Annotated in this window: 18 protein-coding genes and 2 tRNA genes; 3 read left to right on the top strand and 17 right to left on the bottom strand. The window is 45.5% G+C overall.

The features are described 5' to 3' along the window. The first annotated feature begins 5 nt into the window (after positions 1–5). Entirely contained in the window at positions 6–500 is a 495-nt protein-coding gene (locus H8698_RS05070) for a methylated-DNA--[protein]-cysteine S-methyltransferase (RefSeq protein ID WP_249311455.1), read from the top strand. A 34-nt stretch (positions 501–534) separates the two neighbouring features. Here the strand turns inward: H8698_RS05070 and H8698_RS05065 are convergent, their stop codons facing one another. From H8698_RS05065 to H8698_RS04985, 17 genes are all read right to left on the bottom strand, one after another. Further along, a complete protein-coding gene (locus tag H8698_RS05065; protein WP_249311454.1) occupies positions 535–1,221 on the bottom strand; it encodes a LiaF transmembrane domain-containing protein in 687 nt (228 codons plus the stop codon). Beyond that, a complete protein-coding gene (locus H8698_RS05060; protein ID WP_249311453.1) occupies positions 1,214–1,675 on the bottom strand; it encodes a LytTR family transcriptional regulator DNA-binding domain-containing protein in 462 nt (153 codons plus the stop codon). Before H8698_RS05060 ends, H8698_RS05065 begins: the two co-directional genes overlap by 8 nt. Positions 1,676–1,816: 141 nt before the next feature. Further along, positions 1,817–3,085: a cytochrome c biogenesis protein/redoxin gene (locus H8698_RS05055; protein ID WP_249311451.1), complete on the bottom strand. Its 1,269-nt coding sequence runs from the start codon at positions 3,083–3,085 to the stop codon at positions 1,817–1,819. Positions 3,086–3,170: 85 nt separating this feature from the next. Continuing rightward, positions 3,171–3,653, bottom strand: coding sequence for a helix-turn-helix domain-containing protein (locus tag H8698_RS05050; RefSeq protein ID WP_249311450.1), 483 nt, complete (start codon positions 3,651–3,653; stop codon positions 3,171–3,173). Between the two features lie 396 nt (positions 3,654–4,049). Further along, on the bottom strand, positions 4,050–5,093 hold the full coding sequence (locus H8698_RS05045; RefSeq protein WP_249311449.1) for an ArsR/SmtB family transcription factor: 1,044 nt from the start codon (positions 5,091–5,093) through the stop codon (positions 4,050–4,052). A 213-nt stretch (positions 5,094–5,306) separates the two neighbouring features. Next, a tRNA-Ser gene (locus H8698_RS05040) sits at positions 5,307–5,398 on the bottom strand. Between the two features lie 29 nt (positions 5,399–5,427). Beyond that, positions 5,428–5,514, bottom strand: a tRNA-Ser gene (locus H8698_RS05035). Between the two features lie 74 nt (positions 5,515–5,588). Then, entirely contained in the window at positions 5,589–7,214 is a 1,626-nt protein-coding gene (locus H8698_RS05030) for a hypothetical protein (RefSeq protein WP_249311448.1), read from the bottom strand. Between the two features lie 69 nt (positions 7,215–7,283). Further along, complete coding sequence (locus H8698_RS05025) at positions 7,284–8,372, bottom strand: Gfo/Idh/MocA family protein (protein ID WP_249311447.1); 1,089 nt, start codon at positions 8,370–8,372, stop codon at positions 7,284–7,286. Between the two features lie 95 nt (positions 8,373–8,467). Further along, complete coding sequence (locus H8698_RS05020) at positions 8,468–9,253, bottom strand: amidohydrolase family protein (RefSeq protein ID WP_249311446.1); 786 nt, start codon at positions 9,251–9,253, stop codon at positions 8,468–8,470. Positions 9,254–9,270: 17 nt separating this feature from the next. Continuing rightward, the gene (locus H8698_RS05015) at positions 9,271–9,567 is read right to left on the bottom strand and encodes a Dabb family protein (RefSeq protein WP_177680392.1); all 297 of its coding nucleotides are present in this window, start codon (positions 9,565–9,567) and stop codon (positions 9,271–9,273) included. Positions 9,568–9,589: 22 nt separating this feature from the next. After that, on the bottom strand, positions 9,590–10,492 hold the full coding sequence (locus H8698_RS05010) for a radical SAM protein (protein ID WP_249311445.1): 903 nt from the start codon (positions 10,490–10,492) through the stop codon (positions 9,590–9,592). Beyond that, on the bottom strand, positions 10,492–10,740 hold the full coding sequence (locus tag H8698_RS05005; RefSeq protein WP_177680391.1) for a TIGR03905 family TSCPD domain-containing protein: 249 nt from the start codon (positions 10,738–10,740) through the stop codon (positions 10,492–10,494). Before H8698_RS05005 ends, H8698_RS05010 begins: the two co-directional genes overlap by 1 nt. Before the next feature lie 2 nt (positions 10,741–10,742). Further along, positions 10,743–11,402 carry an SGNH/GDSL hydrolase family protein gene (locus tag H8698_RS05000; RefSeq protein ID WP_249311443.1) on the bottom strand — a complete coding sequence of 220 codons (660 nt, stop codon included), beginning with the start codon at positions 11,400–11,402 and terminating at the stop codon, positions 10,743–10,745. Between the two features lie 24 nt (positions 11,403–11,426). After that, positions 11,427–12,428, bottom strand: a complete 1,002-nt coding sequence (locus H8698_RS04995; protein WP_177680389.1) for a deoxyguanosinetriphosphate triphosphohydrolase — start codon at positions 12,426–12,428, stop codon at positions 11,427–11,429. A gap of 19 nt (positions 12,429–12,447) precedes the next feature. Then, positions 12,448–13,170, bottom strand: coding sequence for a glycerophosphodiester phosphodiesterase family protein (locus H8698_RS04990; protein ID WP_249311441.1), 723 nt, complete (start codon positions 13,168–13,170; stop codon positions 12,448–12,450). Positions 13,171–13,267: 97 nt separating this feature from the next. After that, on the bottom strand, positions 13,268–14,257 hold the full coding sequence (locus tag H8698_RS04985; protein WP_249311439.1) for an ABC transporter substrate-binding protein: 990 nt from the start codon (positions 14,255–14,257) through the stop codon (positions 13,268–13,270). A gap of 271 nt (positions 14,258–14,528) precedes the next feature. Between H8698_RS04985 and secA the strand changes: the two genes are divergently transcribed. Together secA and prfB are read left to right on the top strand one after the other, a co-directional pair. Further along, positions 14,529–17,264: a preprotein translocase subunit SecA gene (gene secA / locus H8698_RS04980; protein WP_488153823.1), complete on the top strand. Its 2,736-nt coding sequence runs from the start codon at positions 14,529–14,531 to the stop codon at positions 17,262–17,264. Between the two features lie 37 nt (positions 17,265–17,301). Continuing rightward, positions 17,302–18,427 (top strand): peptide chain release factor 2 gene (gene prfB, locus H8698_RS04975; protein ID WP_249311436.1). Its coding sequence is split into 2 segments (ribosomal slippage): positions 17,302–17,379 and positions 17,381–18,427, totalling 1,125 coding nucleotides; the frame shifts between segments, so codons are not numbered across the junction. Positions 18,428–18,429 lie beyond the last annotated feature (2 nt).

Below are 18,429 nucleotides of genomic sequence, written 5' to 3'. Positions count from 1 at the left end.
TGAAGATGGACTTTATTTATGAATATAAATCGCCGGTTGGCAGATTGCTTCTGTCCAGCGACGGGGAAGCCCTTACAGGGCTATGGATAGAGGGACAAAAATATTATGCTGCAACCCTTTCCACAGATGCTGAAAAACAGGAAACGCCGGTTCATTTAAAGGCCGCAAGCTGGCTGACCGCATATTTTAACGGACAGGCCCCTGAAATTGATTTTCCGCTGAAGCCAAAGGGAAGCAGTTTTCGTCAGGCGGTGTGGGAGGTTTTGCGATCCATTCCTTATGGAGCTACCACCACATATGGCGCAATTGCCGCTCAGCTATCACAAATAACCGGGAAAGGTACATCAGCCCGGGCAGTGGGCGGTGCGGTGGGGCACAACCCCATTTCCATTATCATTCCGTGCCATCGTGTGGTTGGCACAAGCGGCAAACTGACGGGATATGCCGGCGGGCTTGACGTGAAACAAACGCTTTTGGAACTAGAGAAGCAGGAGAAATAAAAAAACACCGCTTAATTTAAGCGGTGTTTTTTTATTATACATAAATAATTGTTACGCCGGAAAAGCTGACAGAGCCGTTTAACACAAGTGTTTTGTCGGTGGTCTCAGAAGCAGTACCTCTGCGCTCCACACCGCCTAAGGTGCAGCCTAAATTATCTACTACATTCCAATTTTTTGGCACATAGAGTTCTAAGCCGGAAAAGCTTAAACGAACGTTAACAGAGGCCTTTTCGCCGGCCATATCCGCATGGTCGAAATAAACTTTCATTCCGCTGAACGCGCAGTCAATATTCACCTCTTGCAGTTGGTTTGTATTGACATATTTCACACTGCCGCCGAACTTAGCAGAAAGGTTTATAACGCTGTCGTCCGCTTCGTTAATAATTTCGTGAAACGATTTTTCCCCCGAGTGTTTGTAAAAATGCTTATACTTGGGAAACAAAAAGGAAAGCCCTATGCTTAAAAATAAAGCAATAAATAAAACCGGCCAGGGCGTAAGCGCCTGAATGCCCAGATAATCGTCATACAAAATTGCAATTATTGCCAACGGGAAAAAAATGCCCGGGTATGCTAAGTGAACTACATTTGAAATGATAATTGGAATTAACAGCACCGTTATAATTAAATTCACCGGATTTCCCAAAATCCCAAAGGCCCCGCACACAACTAAGATTGCGGCCATAATAAAAATGAGCCCCCACACAATATTTTTTTTATTCATGATAAGTTCTCCTTTCGTCTAACCTGTTTTTTAAAGCTTTGAAATAGTGTCTGGACACAAACACCTGCTTATGGGTGTGGTAAAACCGTACGCAGCCGGAGGAAGTCAGGTTTTTGTCAATCGAATATACGAAATCCACATTTATAATAGTGGATTTGGATATACGGACAAAAGAGCGGGGAAGCAGATCCTCAAGCTCGTATAATTTATATTTAATTTTATAAACGTCGTCTTTTGTGTGGGCATCTATGGTTGTTTGCGCGGTTTCAAAAAAGTAAATGGAACTGACCGGTAGATAATATTCAACATTATTTTTATAAAAGACCAGCTTCACCTTTTGCAGGGATTGAAGCAAGGTTTGCTGAAGCGTTTGAATGGTGCTGCTGATTTCCCTGCAGCGGATGATGACCTCTTCGTCGGAAATTGCATCGTCAACTTCAATTCGAATTTTCACAGTTTCAGCTCCTTTCCCGCAGTTCTTATTATAGCTGAATTTCGCTGCTATGTAAATTCTTTTCTGCTAACAGGTTGTTTTTTTACAGTAAGAGGTAAAAAACAGGATACAGCATTATTACTGTACCCTGTTTTTTTTGCTTTACTGGTTTGCGTCCATCGTTTGTTTTACAATGCTTTCCATCATATCGCCGGTCAGGGCGCTTGCCACGCCGCCGTAAATATTGCCGTCTTTATCAATCATATATGTGGTGGGGAATGCGCTGATGCGGTATTGATAAAACAAATCGCCGCTTTCGTCCAGCACAACGGGAAAGGTATAATTGTTTTTTGAAAGGAACTCTTTTACATGGTCTGCAGAGCCTTCCCGGTCCTGATTGGGGCCTGCTACACCCAGCACAATCAAATCACCGCTGTTTTTGCCATACCGTTCATAAAGCGCCTGAATTTCCGGCATTTCCTGTTTGCAGGGCGGGCACCAGGTGGCCCAAAAGTTTAAAAACACAGTTTTTCCTTTATAGTCAGACAGCCTGTGCTGGTTCCCATACTGGTCTTTTAAGGTAAAGTCCGGCGCCGGCACTGTTTTTTCTTCCTCTTCTGCGCCGGGCGCTGCAGTGGGGGAGGCAGAGGGATTTTCCGGTTCGCTGCTTTGCGTGCTTTGGTTATTTCCAAAACCCGTGCCTAAGTTCGATAAATAGCCGGTAATGCCGTTTAAATAGCCCGTTAACGTCATAATTCCCATGAGCACCAGCAAAACAGCGCCGGTTTTCACGGTGTAACGCACAATGTTCTGATGCTTTTTAAAAAACTCTAACACCGTGGTGGTAAAAAGCCCTACTGCGATAAAGGGCAAAACAAAGCCCAGTGTATAAACGCCGATGAGCAAAAATCCTTTTGCAGCGGTTTGCGATACACCCGCCATTAAAAGCACACTGCCCAGGGTGGGACCCACACAAGGCGTCCATGCGAAGCTGAACGTAAACCCTAAAATCAGCGCAGGAACAGGCCCCATGGTAAAACGGTTCAGTGAGAACGGCAGCCGGCGCTCCCGGTCAAGTGCGCCGGATTTTCCAAACACACCGAACTGGTACAGGCCAAACAAAATCATTACAATTCCACTGATACGCGCAAACCAAATGCGGTTGTCGCTGAAAAACCGTCCCAGAGCAGTAAAACCAAATCCCAGCAGGAAAAAGGCAAAGCTAATTCCAATCACAAAAAAGAGCGTATTTATCAAAACTTTTCGGCGGGGATAGCGGATGGTTCCGTCTGCATCCACCATTTTTGCCCCCCCGGCCAGATAGCTCACATACAGCGGAACAAGGGGAAGAATGCAGGGTGATAGAAAGCTAATCAGTCCCTGCAGGAACACGGTAAATACCGGTACACTGGTTTCAATTGAAAATCCCATAAAACATCTCCTTATCGTTCCTCTTCCTGGAACGTATTTTATAAAAAAACCTGCATTTTTATGCAGGAGTTTTTATTCCAATTTTTTATTGATTATCCTCATCGTATTTTTTTAGAAGTGCTTTTATCCGTCTGACATCATCTGGAGTCAGCAGAGACTTCGTATGATTTCCGTTTTCAGCAAACGAAAAATTTTCGTTGTGAGGAATATCGCCAATCATATCATATATTTGCCTGCTGTGAGCAAGTGACTCCGCGTGCTGCAGAATGGCAATTTTATCGCTGACCGAAACCTTGCGGAACGCGTCTAATAAAATACGTTCCAACTGCTCAAAAGATTCATTTGATACGAGCATCTGCTGGCTTGAAGCGTTATTGCCGGTTAGCAGAAAATCTGTTGAAACGTTAAAGAATTCTGCAATTTGCCGAATACGCTCAATATTAGGCCTGCTTTCTCCGTTCAGCCAATTCGCAACCGTGCTGGGGGACACATTTAACTGTTTCGACAACTTAAATTTCGTAATTCCATTGTTTTTCATAATTTCCTGCAATCTTTGCGAAAAATTCAAGTAAATGCCCCCTGTTTAAAAAATAATACTACTTTTGCTTATTATATACTCTAAATATACCACAGCGGGTGGTCTTTGTCAATAATGCCAAAACGAAAATGCGCCTTTCATAGTCCTGATAGCCATGTGATATCTTTTGAAAGAAGACTCTACTGTTTTTGAAAGTAAACGAACTGACTGAAAACATGCTTTTCAGTAACTGGGCAAAACAAAAATTGCAGCAAAAACGCAACAGCGTTTTTGCTGCAATTTTTTCAATGCTATTTAGCGGCCAACAAAGTAATGGCAGCCGGAGCGGGCTGCCGCCTTAATGTACGCTGATAATTGATCCGCCTTTACGGTGGAGCAAACAGGCTTTTTCCAGGTTTTAATCATGATGTCTTTCCCCCTTTCGTGTCATTTGCTTGAATATTTACTTAAAACGTCGATTATGGCGTCAAAGTACTTTCTGTTCAGGCTGTAAAGAATGGTTTTTCCTTCGTTCCGCGTTTTTACAACCCCAATTTTCGTCATCATGGTGATGTGGTGATAGGCCGTGGAGCCGGAGAAACTGAAAATCTTTTCCAAATCCTTGCAGGTGACTTCGCTGCGCTCTAACAACAGCTCCAAAATTTTCACGCGGCTTTCTTCACATATCGCATTGCCGAAGTCTAATAAGTTCAAATCCTTTTTGTTTTTAACAAAATCTAAAACAGAAAAATAGTCGTAGCCAAGAAGATAAACAACACCTTCCTGCACGCCGAAAAAGTTCATACAATATTTTCTTAAAAGGCAAAAGGAAACATATAGTGTTAAATTGTCTTTTTTAATAAAGTTTAAATCATCTAAACCTTTCAAATTTTTGCTTAAAGTTTCAAACGTAGTCTGGTTATAAACGTCAAGAATTTTCTGATAATTTTTTTCGTAATACTGTGAAAGCATAAATTCTTTCGTCATTAACTCATAGTAAAGCGTTTGAATGTGGTGCTCAGTGTCATGAAAAAACTCATACAGCTTGCTTTTTATCTCAGCGCCATAGTTCGAGTTTTTAATGTATGAAAACAGCGCAGAGCTTGAATTTACACAGTCATCTACTTGTTCATCTGTGAGGTCGTAAAAATAAAATCGAACCATATTGCGAATTATTTTGTCTTTATCAGATAACTCTTTCTGCAAAAACTTAAAATTAAAGGTTGTAGAAAACTGTTCTTTATGCGGATTAAAATATTGCGTTGTGATAAAACAACGGCCATTTTCAACAGCGTGAAAGAACACATATAAATCCTCTGAAATTTCAGGAAACTGGTCTAATAAGTCATTAAAAAATTTTATATTTTCAGACAGTTTTTTGTCATTGCTGTCAAGATTATTGATGCATAATTTTGTATTAAACTTGAGGTAAAAAATAAAAATTAAATCATAAATATAACCTGGCTCTTTTAACAAACGAATCTGGGGCATAAAAAACACCTCCGTTATTACATTGTAAACAAATTATATCATAGAGGTTTTGTAAAATCAAGAGGTATTTTATCATAAAAATGAAAAACAAAGAATCATTTTCAGAATAATTTCTATAAAGTTAGAAAATTGTCTAATTTTACTTTAAAGTTATACCTTAAATCGCGGTAAAAGGAGGTATAAAAAAAGCCTTGAAATCGTCTTTCAAGGCTTTGGCGGAGATGGAGAGATTTGAACTCTCGCGCCGGTTACCCGACCTACACCCTTAGCAGGGGCGCCTCTTCAGCCAACTTGAGTACATCTCCAAACTGAAATTAAAAACAATATAAACTTATGGCGGAGAGGGAGAGATTCGAACTCTCGGTGCTTGCGCATCACTGGTTTTCAAGACCAGCTCCTTAAACCGCTCGGACACCTCTCCTCATACGCTGAACAACGAAATTATTATAACAGTTTCGGGGGAATTTGTCAATAGTTTTTTTATTTTTCGGTAATTTAGCGGAATTTATATTTTGTGTTCCGGTAAAAAATCATAGGATCGTCTAAGGAAGTATGAGAAACCTCATAATCAATTCCAAATTCTTCAAACAGCTTTCTGTGTGTGGGAAAATCGTTGACCCTGACAATAACCGTTTTTTGGTGCGACTTAATTTCTTCCAGTTTAACCTTAAGCTGATGCGTCACTTCCACGCCTGTTTTTAAAACACACCCCGCAAAAAAAAGACTGTTTAAGGCAATCAAACAGATAGTTACACCACTGAAAACCTTTGTTTTTCGCAGATTGCAAGCTTCGGCCAAAATAAATACAGGGAGGTAGTAGGCATAACTTGCATACCTGGCCCACCAGGATTCCGGGATAAACAGAAGCAGAAGAAAAATGGCGGCAAAAGCGGCGGCAGTTTCCATGCGTATTTTCTTATTATGGCACAAAGCAACGAAAAAAATTACGAGGCTTAAAAGAAAAATACCGCTGAACAAAACGCCAAACCCGCCGACACGAATATCGGCATTGCTCAAATGAATCCACTCAGAGCTGTGGATTGTAAAAGGGATTTTTAGCTCCGGCGCTTCCTCCGGCAGATTGTTCGTTTTTGAAAACACAGAGGCAAGCAGCTTTTCCACCGCATTTTTATTTTCAAACCCTTTGGGCGGGTTTGTGTTCATAATGTCATAAGCCCCTTCGCCCAAAACGGGATAGACCGGGTTTTGATGGTTCATTATATGCTTTATATACGGATCGAAGCCCAACAGGCAAACGCCTGCAATAAACGCCGCTAAAACCACAGCCACAGGCTTTACCAAATGTTTTGGTTCCCTGCGGTGTTTCATGGCATACCAAATCCCGAAAATTATCAGAACAATTCCTGCCAGCACCGGTGCGGTGAATTTCACTGTGCAGGAGACGGCAATAACGGCAGCCAGAAGCAGATAGGTGTAATTGCTCGCTTTTTCACTTACGATTTTCATGCTTAAAAGCATGGTAATAATGACAATTGCTCCAACTGCCAGGTCGTTATATGAGGTGAGGAGCTGGCAAATAAAAACAGGGTTCATTGCAAACAGCAATCCAAAAATAACGCTTTTTTGCCTGTTCATTTGATAGACAGTTTTCATCACGTCAACTGCCACAGAGAAAACCGGGATGATAAACAGGATATTGACTGCTTTTGCGGTCTCTAAAAGGTTTGTAAGGCTGTAAATCACGGCGGAGAACAGCCACAGACCTTTCGGATAATTGTCCAGCCAGAGGTCCATGTCTGGATAGGAAGCAAAAACGGTGGCGTCAAGGGAGCTTTGGTAAAAGGGGTTCCAGCCCTCTTTTAAATCAATTATCGCTTCTTTATGATAATACATGCCGTCGTAGGACCAGTCGAAAATAAAATTGCAAACCACGCACCAAAGGGCAAGCACGCAAACGTTTAACAAAAATAAACGAAGCAGAACACGGTCGCAGAAAAACAGCACACCGCCCGTGACAATGACTGCTGTGACAAACGTGTGCGCCCCAACGGGAATATGAAACGCCAATCCTAAAACCGCAGAGGCGATTACCGAAACCAGCAGAAGGAAGCAGGAAAGTGCGTTTTTTTCAAAAATGGTGGTGCTTGAATTTTCGCGCATAGAGCAATCGTTCCTTTTTTACTATAAAATGGCGCCGGAAATGGAACCCAATTTCCGGCGCAGAATTGTTTATTCGTTAAAGAAAACCGGTTTTCCTGTTTTGGAGGACTCATAAATCGCCTCTAAAATCCGTGTAACCACAATGGCCTGTTCCGGCAGAACAACAGGGTCGGTATCTTTGTCAATGGCATCAATCCAAAGCCGTGCTTCCCGGTCTGCGGGAGATTCAGAGCTGCCGTCGTAAAAAGCGACGCCGCCGGCACCCAAAGCAGCTTTTTCTATGTATTGCCGTCCATATTTCACACCGTTAATCCGAACGCCGTCATACATATCCGCGCCGGCTTTTGTTCCGCAGAGCACGCACTTCGCTTCAATGGGGTCTGCAATGTTTAATGCCCAGCTGGACTCTAAAACAATGGTCGCGCCGTTTTCCATGGTAATAAAACCAAATGCAGAGTCTTCAACTGTATATTTTTCCGGATCCCAGTCGCCCCAGGCGTTGCCTGTGTTTTCTTTTTGGTCGGCAAGCTTTCTGAAAGTTTTGCCCACAACCATTTTTGGTTTATAGTTGTTCATCAGCCAAAGGGTCATATCCAAAGCGTGGGTGCCAATGTCGATTAACGGCCCGCCGCCCTGTTCCTCTTCGTTTAAGAACACGCCCCAAGTAGGAACGGCACGGCGGCGCAGAGCCAGTGCCCTCGCGTAGTAAATGTCGCCCAAAGCGTCTTCTGTGCAGGCACCTTTTACATACTGTGCTTCCGGTGTCTGTCTGTTCTGATATCCAATGGTCAGCTTTTTGCCTGTTCTTTTTGCGGCGTCAAGCATTTTTTTGGCCTCTTCATAGGTTTTCGCCATAGGCTTTTCGCACATAACGTGTTTGCCGGACTCCAATGCGTCAACGGTAATAAAGCTGTGCTCGCGGTTAGGAGTCAAAACGTGCACAATGTCAATTGACCCGTCTTTTAAAAGTTCTTTATAGTCTGTGTAAACCTTTGCCTCGGGCGTGCCATAGTCTGCCTTTGCTTTTTCCGCGCGTTCTTTCACAATGTCGCAGAACGCAACCATTTCAACGTTGTCCAGTTTCGATAGCGACGGCATATGCTTTCCGTTGGCGATGCCGCCGCAGCCGATAATTCCGACTCTGTAAGTTTTACTCATAATCATTCTCCTTATATAAAAGATTAATATACCATATGGAAATTTTACCATATGCCCAATGGTTTTTCAAGCTTTTTTTCTGCGCCGCCATCAATTTAAATTTTTAACAGCCGGCGGGCGTTACCGCTTTTAATTTGCTCTTTTTCTCCGTCAGACAGGCCCAAGCTTTCTATTTGAAACAGCTCCATAGCCGGGGCATGCCACGGGCAGTCGGTGGCAAACAAAATTTTTTCCACGCCGTGCTTTTCTAAAATGGCCTGTTGAATCGGCTTCGGTGTGGTGCCATATCCAAAGGCTGTGTCTATGTAAATTTCGGTGCCGCAAAGATATTGCAGCGTGTCCTGCCCCATGCCCTGGCTGCCCCAGTGGGCCGCCACCACCGGAGTGTCCAGCCACGATAACGCCCGCAAAAGACGCTTTGGCGTAGCGTGGTAGGGAGGCATGTAGCCATAGTCCTCCCCGGCGTGGAACACGCAAATTAGGCCAAGCTCTGATATTTTTTTATAAATCGGCTTCATTTTTTCGTCGTCAACAAAAAAGTTTTGATATTCCGGGTGAAATTTAACGCCTTTAAGCCCCATGCTGTGAATACGTTCCAGTTCATTGAGCGCGTCTTCTGCGTCTGGGTAAACCGAACCGAACGGGACAATTGTTTCGCTTTCAATGGATTTTGCAAAATTGTTTACAGACGTCTGCTGGGCGGCGTTGGTGGCAATGCTCAAAACGACGGAGATGTCCACGCCGTCTTGCTTCATCAGTTTTTTTAATCCCTCCGCCGTGCCGTCGGTATAGGGCATAAGCCCGCTGGTGGCGCTGAGCTTTCCAATTGCCCGCTCCGCAATTTTTTCCGGGAAACAGTGTGTGTGAAAATCGATAACCATTTGTAATTCTCCTAAGTTTAAATTGTGAAATCGACAGCAGCTCTGCCGCTTGAAACCTGACCGATGAACCCGCGCACTTTTTGGTGCTCCGGGTGGATATCGTAGGCTTTCAGTGCGTCGTAGGACGGAAATTTTGTCACCAAAACAGCGTCAAATTCGCCGCCGTTTTCATTAATTCCCACCTGCAGCTCTAAGATATCTGGAACTACGCCCGGCAGTGCCTCCAGCAGCTCTTTTATTTTTTTGGCGTTTTCAGCCTTTGTATGTTCTAATGCTTCTTCTTTTAACTTCCACATGACAATGTGTTTTACCATGCTGTAAATCTTCCTCTCTAAATTAAATTCCGCGGCCGTCGAAATCGGGAATAAAGCTGGCGTCGGCCGTTTCTCCCTCCTGCACGAAGGCCTGTGTGATGCCAAGGGATATTGCATACTCAATCAGTTTTTCATATTCGGTTTTCGTAACCTTTCGGTTTAACTCCGGGAAGTCGTTAACCCCTTTTGCCGGCGGGGTATATTGGCTCATGATGCTGATAAAAATTTTGTCGCCGAAGGTTTGGTGCAGGTATCGTAATACCTTTTTTGAGTCCTTTAAATTTCCGGGCAGCATTAAATGACGAACGATAACGCCGCGCTTTAACATGCCGGTTTCGTCAAACACGCACTCCGGTTGCTGGCGCACCATTTCAGTTAACGCGCTTTTCGCGGCCTCCGGGTAGTTCGGCGCGTTGGAATAGGCCATAGCCAGCTGCGGGGACATATATTTCAAGTCCGGTAAAAAAATATCAATCAGCCCCTCAGCCCGCTTTAGCATGTCTGCCTTTTCAAAGCCGCCGCAGTTGTAAACAAAGGGAATTCCAAGATGATTTTGTTTGGCTTTTTCCACCGCGTTCAGCACAGCGGGTAAAAAGTGCGTTGCCGTTACCAGATTTATGTTGTGGGCGCCCTGTTCCTTCAGTTCAAAAAAGATTTCACAAAGCCTGCCTGACGAAATTTTTTTTCCGGTATTTCCGCGGGAAATTTGGGCGTTTTGACAGTAGACACACCCCAAATTGCAGCCGGAAAAAAATACCGTTCCCGAACCGTTTTTGCCGGAAAGGCAGGGTTCCTCCCAAAGGTGGAGGGAAGCCCGGGCAGCTGTAATTTCAGGGCCGGAACGACAAGCGCCAAGTTCGCCCAGCAAGCGGTTCACACCGCATTCCCTGGGACAGAGGCGGCAGTTAGATAGCAAAGCGTCCATCACCCAATTGCTTCGCGCAGCGCCCTTGCAAGCTGGTCGGGGCACGAAGTACCCTTGCCGCCGCAGTTGATACCCTCTAAAAGCGTGATGATTTCCTCTGCCTTTTTGCCGTTTGCCAGCTTCGACACGCCCTGGAGGTTGCCGTTGCAGCCCCCGGTAAACCGAATGTTTTTCACAACATTATTGTGGTCAATTTCGAATTTAATTTGCATGGAGCAAACGCCTTTTGGTCTGTAAATATATTCCATTTTTATTCTCCTTTCTTTATTTTTTCCCATGCTTTCACCCATTCTTCCGCAATGATTTCGTGACCGGCTGCGGTGGGGTGAATGCAGTCCACTGAATAACGTTCGGCGGGCGCGGATTTTGTCAATGACTCGAAAACGTCGAACAGCGGAACGAACTGTGCGTGATATTTTTTGGCCAAATCCTTGGTTACCTGGCCGTTTTCGCGGACGCGGCTGCTCCAAGTGTGAAAATTATCATAAATATCCGTTCCAAAGTTTTCCCACGCATACTTCATTTTCAGCACAAACGGCGCCATTAAAATAAGCTTTGCGTCAGGATTTTTTTCTAACGCCTCATAAATCATACGGTCGTAGAGAAAGCGAAACCGCTCCTTGTCGGAGCCGCGACCCAGCCTTAAAGAAAATCCCACGTCGTTGATTCCTAAAAGAATGCTCAACACATCAAACTCAAAATTCAGCGTGTCCTCCTGCCAGCGTCCGTAAAGGTCGGCGGCACGGTTTCCGCTGACGCCGTGGTTAAAAAAGTTTAAATCATCGTATTTTGCACTCAGCCTTCCTGCCACCATTGTGGCATAGCCCTGGCCCAGCGCCGTGTTAGGGGCGGTAACGTCCCGGCCCCGACCTGCGTCGGTTACGGAGTCCCCCTGAAATAAAATATTCATGTTTTTTCAGTCCTTTATTTCAAATTAGTTCACAACCCATTTTTTCGGGACGAACAGCTCGTTGAATTTATAAATGGCGAAATTATCGGTCATGCCTGCAATATAGTCGGTTACGGTTTGCTCTAAACCAAACCGTGAAATATTTTCCCTTGTGTCCTCCGGCAGCTTTTCCGGGTGTTTCATAAAGGTATCAAACAGCATGTAAACCACGTTTTTGGCCTTTTCATCTTCGCCCTTTGCCACGTTGTTTGTGTAAACCGAAGCAAACATAAAGCTGCGCAGGTTCATCATGGCAGAATAAATTTCGTCCGACATTTTCACAAAGGGTTTTCCCAGGCTGGTATTAATAATGTCGTGAATCATGGTGTCAATCCGGTCGCCGTGGGTTCGTCCCAACACGTCGGTGCAGTCCTTTGGAATGGCCTCCGCCTGAATAATGCCGCCGCGCACCGCGTCGTCAATGTCGTGGTTGATATAGGCAATGCGGTCTGCCAGTTTAATAATTTTCCCCTCCAGGGTTTCGGCCTCGTGGTCGCCTGCGTGGTTTAAAACCCCGTCCCGCACCTCAAACGTTAAATTAAGACCCGTTCCGTTTTCCAAAAAGTCAATTACCCGAAGGCTCTGCTCATAGTGGCGAAAGCCGCCTGCACAAATTTCGTTCAGCACATTTTCACCCGAATGGCCAAAGGGCGTGTGGCCCAAATCGTGGGCTAAAGCGGTGGCCTCGGTTAAATCCTCGTTTAAGCGCAGGGCGCGGGCAATGGTGCGGGCAATTTGCGAAACCTCCATGGTGTGGGTCAGCCTGGTGCGGTAGTGGTCGCCTGCCGGCGCCAAAAACACCTGGGTTTTGTGTTTCAGCCGCCGAAAAGATTTTGCGTGAATGATTCGGTCCCTATCCCGCTGAAAATCCGTTCGGATGTCGCACTCAACGATGGGTCTCAGCCTGCCTTTTGAATGTTCAGAAAGCGTAGCAAATGGTGACAGAGTTTCCCGTTCCACTTTTTCTGAAATTGCTCGAATGGTCATAACATCCCGCCTTTTTCAATTATTCCAAACAGTTTGTTGTTATCATGTCTACGCCCATGTCAATCAGCGACTGGGCGGAATTTGCGTCGTCGCAGGTCCAGCAGTTTACTTTAATCCCGCTGTCGTGCAGCTGTTTTACAAGCGCAGGGGACAAAAGGGAATCTTTTGCGTCAATGTCAAGCTTAAATTGCATTAAGCTTGCAATCATTTTATCGTCAATTTCGTTGGAGGTTAAAAACTGCGCGGCGGCCGATGGGGCAATTGTTTTTAAATCCATTAAGTTTTCTAAATAAAAGGAAATAAAAATTACGTTTTCAAAATAGCCTGCGGACTGAATTTCCTGCACCATTTCTGCAATTTTTTCGGTTTCGATTCTGTTTTTCAGCTCTAAAACCGCAGTTTTTTCATATTTTTTGCAGATGCCGATATACTCCAAAAGGGTGGGCATGCGCAAATCAATCCGCCCGCATTTGCCGCTTGTGTCTTTTAACGGCAGGGTGCGGAGTGTGCTAAAATCTGTTTCCTCAACTACAAGGTCGGATTCTGCAACCCGCCCGGTGGTGTCGTCGTGAATTAGTATAAATTTTCCGTCCTTCGTAATGTGTACATCCGTTTCAATGCCGAAATAGGTTCTGTTTCCAGCCGCAATAAACGCAGCCAGGGTGTTTTCCGTTTCTAAACAGCTTGCGCCCCTGTGGGCGATAAAAAGAACATTTTTATGGTTTATGCGAACCGTATCCATTTTTTCTCACCTCGCGTTTCATTATACAGCAGAACACCGCTGTTTTCAAGAGTATGAAACAAAAAACAGCCTGCAAAAATTTTGCAGGCTGTTTTACTTAGTCAACCAAAACAGTTAAATTTGCTTTTACATCTTCCGGAATGTGAATTCCCAAAAGGTCTGCTTCCTTCATGTTCACCATGTTGGAATATTCCCGCATAGTTTCTATGGGCGTTTCCGAAATTTTCTGGCCCTTTAAAATTTTGTCCGCCATCTGCGCCACCTGCTGGCCCAGCAGCGTGTAGTTAATGCCCACGGTGGCAAAGCCGCCGTCTTTCACCATGGAGTCTGCTGCAACATAAACCGGCACGTTTGCCTTGTTTGTCACGTCGATATAGGTGGGCATTGCAGACGCAACCATGTTGTCGATGGGAGTGAACATTGCGTCTACATCATTTGCCAAAGAGCTTGCGGCCTGCTGAATGTCTGCTGTGGTAGAAACGGTTGCTTCCTTATACGCAATGTTGTTGTCGTCGCAGAATTTTTTTGCCTTGTCAACTGCCGTTACCGAATTAATTTCGCTGGAGTTATAGAAAAATCCGAAGGTTTTCACGTCCGGTGTAAGCGTCTGCGCCAGCTTGAAAATATCCTCAACGGGAATTTCGTCAGATACGCCTGTGACGTTCTTGTCCGGCGCCTCCAGCGAGGTGGTAAGCCCTGCTTCAATTGGCGCGCTGACTGCCGCAAACACAATGGGAATGGCAGAGGTTGCAGCAGATGCCGCCTGTGCCGTTGGCGTTGCAATTGGAATAATCATGTCTACGCCTGCCCCGGTTAAGCTCTGCATGATAGACGGCAGGGTGGAAGTTTCGCCGTTGGCGTTTTTCTCAATAAACTCCACATTGGTTCCCAATTTTTCAAACTCAGTCTTAATGGAGTCGTTAATTTCGTTCAACGAGGGGTGGTCAACCAGTTTTACCAGGCCGATTTTCAGCTTCTTTTCCTCAGACTGGGACTGCGCTGTGCCGCCGCTGTTGCCGCAGCCGGCAAAGGCCGCTAAAAGAACAGCAGACAGTAAAAGCGCCAAAAGTTTTTTCGCGTTTTTCATGTTTTTACCTCCAAAAATTTTTGATGATGATAAAACCTGCAAAAACAGGCAAAAATATATATACATGATAGTACCATAACAAAATGTATGTTGTCAACTAAAAAGGCGGAATCATCTGCCATAAAAGCAGAAAACGAGATGAAATTTTGATAATTGTATTCGAAATATAAATAAACCGTTAAATTTTTAGAATACTTTGACAGGGGAATGGATTTATGGTATACTAAATGTTGGATTTTTAGCTGGTGACTTAATTTGATTGAGGTGAAATATTTTGAAAAAACTGATTGAAAAAATCGTTGGCTCATACAGCGACAGGGAGCTGAAGCGGATTCGTCCCATTGCCGACAAGGTGATGGCCTTGGAAGATGAATTCAGCGCGCTGTCCGACGAGGAGTTAAAGGGAAAAACCGCCCTGTTCCGTGAGCGCATTGATAAAGGCGAATCGTTAGACGACCTGCTGCCGGAAGCGTTTGCAACCGTGCGGGAGGCGTCTTACCGTGTTTTGGGTATGAAGCATTTCTATGTTCAGGTTTTGGGCGGAATTATTCTGCACCAGGGCCGAATTGCCGAGATGAAAACAGGTGAAGGTAAAACCTTAGTTTCCACGCTGCCGGCCTATTTAAACGCCCTGCCGGGCAAGGGCGTGCATATTGTTACGGTGAACGACTACTTAGCAAAGCGCGACAGCGAGTGGATGGGCAAGGTGTTCAAATTTCTGGGACTTACCGTTGGTCTGATTATTCACGACGTGGAGCCTCAGAACAGAAAGGCCGCCTATGAGGCGGACATCACCTACGGCACAAACAACGAGTTTGGGTTCGACTATCTGCGGGACAACATGGTGATTTATAAAGAGCAGATGGTGCAGCGGGGCCAGAACTTTGCCATTGTGGACGAGGTGGACTCGATTTTAATCGACGAAGCGAGAACGCCGCTGATTATTTCCGGCGCGGGGGACAAATCTACCGAGCTTTACCAGATTGTGGATCGGTTTGTAAAAACCTTAAAGGCACACAGGGTGGCTGAATCCGACACAAAAGAGTTAGATGACGATATTGATGCAGATTATTTAATTGATGAAAAGGCAAAAACAGCCACGCTGTTGAAAGCGGGTATTGAAAAGGCGGAGCATGCATTTAACTTAGAAAATCTTTCAGACCCGGAGAATATGACGCTTTCCCACCACATTAACCAGGCATTGAAGGCGAACGGCACCATGGCCCGCGACCGGGACTATGTGGTGAAAGACGGACAGGTTATCATTGTGGACGAATTCACGGGACGTATGATGTTTGGCCGCCGCTACAGCGACGGATTGCACCAGGCAATTGAAGCAAAAGAAAACGTAAAGGTGGAGCGCGAAAGCAAAACCCTTGCTACCATTACGTTCCAGAACTATTTCAGGCTCTACACCAAGCTTTCCGGTATGACCGGTACGGCGCAGACGGAGGAGTCGGAATTTCAGGAAATTTATAAGCTGGATGTTATTGTTGTTCCCACAAACAAGCCGCTTGCCAGAAAGGATTTATCTGACGCGGTTTATAAAACGGAAAACGGCAAGTTTGGTGCCGTTGTGGAGCAGGTGAAAGCGTGTCACGAAAAGGGACAGCCGGTGCTGGTGGGCACGGTTACCATTGAAAAGTCGGAGCTTTTGTCCGGCATGCTAAAGCGAAACGGCATTAAACACGAGGTGTTAAACGCCAAGTTCCACGAAAAAGAAGCGGAGATTATTGCCCAGGCCGGTAAACTCGGCGCGGTTACCATTGCAACCAACATGGCCGGCCGTGGTACCGACATTATGCTGGGCGGCAACGCGGAGTTTATGGCGAAGCATGAAATGAAGCGCCGCGAATACTCCGACGAAATGATTTTAGAAGCAACAGGATTTGGTGAAACTGACAACGAGGAAATTTTAGAGGCGAGAAAGACCTTTTCTGAGCTGATGGACAAATATAAGGCGGAAATCGCGCCGGAAGCAGAAAAGGTGAAAGAGGCAGGCGGCCTGTTTATCATCGGTACCGAGCGGCACGAGTCCAGACGTATCGACAACCAGCTGCGCGGCCGTGCCGGCCGTCAGGGCGATCCGGGTTCTTCTAAATTCTATATCTCTTTAGAGGACGATTTAATGCGCCTGTTCGGTTCCGACCGTGTAAAGGGCGTTGTGGAAACCTTAGGCCTTGATGAAAATGAAGCAATTGAAAATAAAATGCTTACCAATGCCATTGAAACGTCGCAGAAGCGCGTTGAAGGCAGGAACTTTGACATCAGAAAACACGTTTTGCAGTATGACGACGTGATGAACCAGCAGAGGGAAATTATTTATTCCCAGCGGCAGAAGGTGTTAAACGGCGACAGTATTAAGGACAATATCTTTAAGATGATTGACGACTTCACCGATGAAGTAATTCTTCGCTACACCGGCGAGGACGAAGACCCCGAGGGCTGGAACATTACGGGCTTAATTGAATATTTGGAAAGCGTATATCTGCCGAAGGACGCGCTTCAGCTTTCGGAAGATGAGATTGCGGACCTGACAAAAGCTGGCTTGAAAGATATGCTTTTAAAAACCGCTAAATCGTATTATGAGCAGCGCGAAGAAGAGTTTGGCAGCGAGATGATGCGTGAAATTGAACGCGTGGCCCTTCTCCGCGTGGTGGACAGCAAGTGGATTGACCACATCGACGCCATGGAGCAGCTGAAAAACGGCATATCGCTGCGGGCTTATGGCCAGCACGACCCGGTTGTGGAATATAAATTTGAAGGCTTCGATATGTTCGAGGAAATGATTGCGGCAATCCGCGAGGATACCTTAAAGCTCATTTACCACGCCCGCATTGAAAAGCCGGTAGAGCGCGTTCAGGTGGCAAAGCCCATTGAGCCTGCCGGGGACGGAACAGCGGCGCCGGCGCAGAGGAAGGCAAAAGAAAAAGTGGGAAGAAACGACCCCTGCCCCTGCGGAAGCGGCAAAAAATATAAAAAATGCTGCGGCGCTAATTTAGAGTAATTGTTTGGTTTATTTTACTACGAGAGGACTGAAATGTATGACAGTTGAGTTCGACCAATACCGGTTGGATTTGGAATCAATGGAAAACGATATTACAGAGATGGGGGATTCACTTTGAAATCCCCAAAGTGAAATTAAAAATTGAGGAACTGGAAGCGGTGTCTGCGAAAGACGGATTTTGGGAGGATTTGGAAAATTCCCAGAAGGTGCTTCAAGAAATAAAACAATTAAAGGACAAAGTAGCTGGTTTTGAGGGATTAAAAAGCGAGTGGGAGGATATGTCCACCTTAGTGGAGCTTGCCATTGACGAAGACGACGAATCGCTGCTTTCGGAAATTGAAGCGGGATATAAAAAACTGGAAACCGATTTGGAAAACATGCGGCTGGAAACGCTTTTGTCCGGCAAATATGACGCAAACAACGCAATCATCTCCATTCACCCGGGTGCAGGCGGCACTGAGGCGCAGGACTGGGCCTCCATGCTGCTGAGAATGTATCAGCGCTGGGGCGAACGCAGAGGTTTCTCGGTTGAAACACTGGATTTTCTGGCCGGCGATGAGGCAGGTGTGAAAAGCGTTACCATTCAGCTTTCCGGCCCCAACGCCTATGGATATGCCAAGTGCGAGAAAGGCGTGCACCGGCTGGTGCGCATTTCTCCTTTCGACGCTTCCGGCAGGCGGCACACATCTTTTGCGTCGGTGGATGTTATGCCGGAAATTAACGACGACATTGAGGTAAACATTAATCCTGAAGACATTCGTGTGGACACGTTCCGGGCCAGCGGTGCCGGCGGCCAGCACATTAACAAAACGGATTCTGCAATTCGCATGACCCACATTCCTACCGGAGTGGTAGTGTCGTGCCAGAACGAGCGTTCTCAGCATCAAAACCGGGAAACCGCAATGAAAATGCTGAAAGCGAAACTGGTGGAAATGGCCGAACGTGAGCAAATGGAGAAAATTGAAGACTTAAAGGGCGACATGAAAGACATTGCCTGGGGCAGCCAGATCCGCTCTTATGTGTTCCATCCCTATAACATGGTGAAAGACCACAGAACAAATTTTGAGGTGGGCAATATTGGCGCTGTGATGGACGGCGATTTAGACGGATTTATCAACGCTTATTTAAAGGCGGCGAACACGGGCAACTTAAACTTAAAATAATA

Source organism: Congzhengia minquanensis, from assembly GCF_014384785.1.
Lineage (GTDB): Bacteria > Bacillota > Clostridia > UBA1381 > UBA9506 > Congzhengia > Congzhengia minquanensis.
Note: the sequence above shows the minus strand (reverse complement) of the source record. Positions and strands in the feature narration are given on the sequence as shown.

Excerpts from the sequence above, each read along its gene's own strand:
- H8698_RS05070 (WP_249311455.1), top strand. The coding sequence starts at position 6 with ATGGACTTTATTTATGAATATAAATCGCCGGTTGGCAGATTGCTTCTG.
- H8698_RS05065 (WP_249311454.1), bottom strand. The coding sequence starts at position 1,221 with ATGAATAAAAAAAATATTGTGTGGGGGCTCATTTTTATTATGGCCGCA.
- H8698_RS05055 (WP_249311451.1), bottom strand. The coding sequence starts at position 3,085 with ATGGGATTTTCAATTGAAACCAGTGTACCGGTATTTACCGTGTTCCTG.
- H8698_RS05045 (WP_249311449.1), bottom strand. The coding sequence starts at position 5,093 with ATGCCCCAGATTCGTTTGTTAAAAGAGCCAGGTTATATTTATGATTTA.
- H8698_RS05030 (WP_249311448.1), bottom strand. The coding sequence starts at position 7,214 with ATGCGCGAAAATTCAAGCACCACCATTTTTGAAAAAAACGCACTTTCC.
- H8698_RS05025 (WP_249311447.1), bottom strand. The coding sequence starts at position 8,372 with ATGAGTAAAACTTACAGAGTCGGAATTATCGGCTGCGGCGGCATCGCC.
- H8698_RS05020 (WP_249311446.1), bottom strand. The coding sequence starts at position 9,253 with ATGGTTATCGATTTTCACACACACTGTTTCCCGGAAAAAATTGCGGAG.
- H8698_RS05015 (WP_177680392.1), bottom strand. The coding sequence starts at position 9,567 with ATGGTAAAACACATTGTCATGTGGAAGTTAAAAGAAGAAGCATTAGAA.
- H8698_RS05010 (WP_249311445.1), bottom strand. The coding sequence starts at position 10,492 with ATGGACGCTTTGCTATCTAACTGCCGCCTCTGTCCCAGGGAATGCGGT.
- H8698_RS05005 (WP_177680391.1), bottom strand. The coding sequence starts at position 10,740 with ATGGAATATATTTACAGACCAAAAGGCGTTTGCTCCATGCAAATTAAA.
- H8698_RS05000 (WP_249311443.1), bottom strand. The coding sequence starts at position 11,402 with ATGAATATTTTATTTCAGGGGGACTCCGTAACCGACGCAGGTCGGGGC.
- H8698_RS04995 (WP_177680389.1), bottom strand. The coding sequence starts at position 12,428 with ATGACCATTCGAGCAATTTCAGAAAAAGTGGAACGGGAAACTCTGTCA.
- H8698_RS04990 (WP_249311441.1), bottom strand. The coding sequence starts at position 13,170 with ATGGATACGGTTCGCATAAACCATAAAAATGTTCTTTTTATCGCCCAC.
- H8698_RS04985 (WP_249311439.1), bottom strand. The coding sequence starts at position 14,257 with ATGAAAAACGCGAAAAAACTTTTGGCGCTTTTACTGTCTGCTGTTCTT.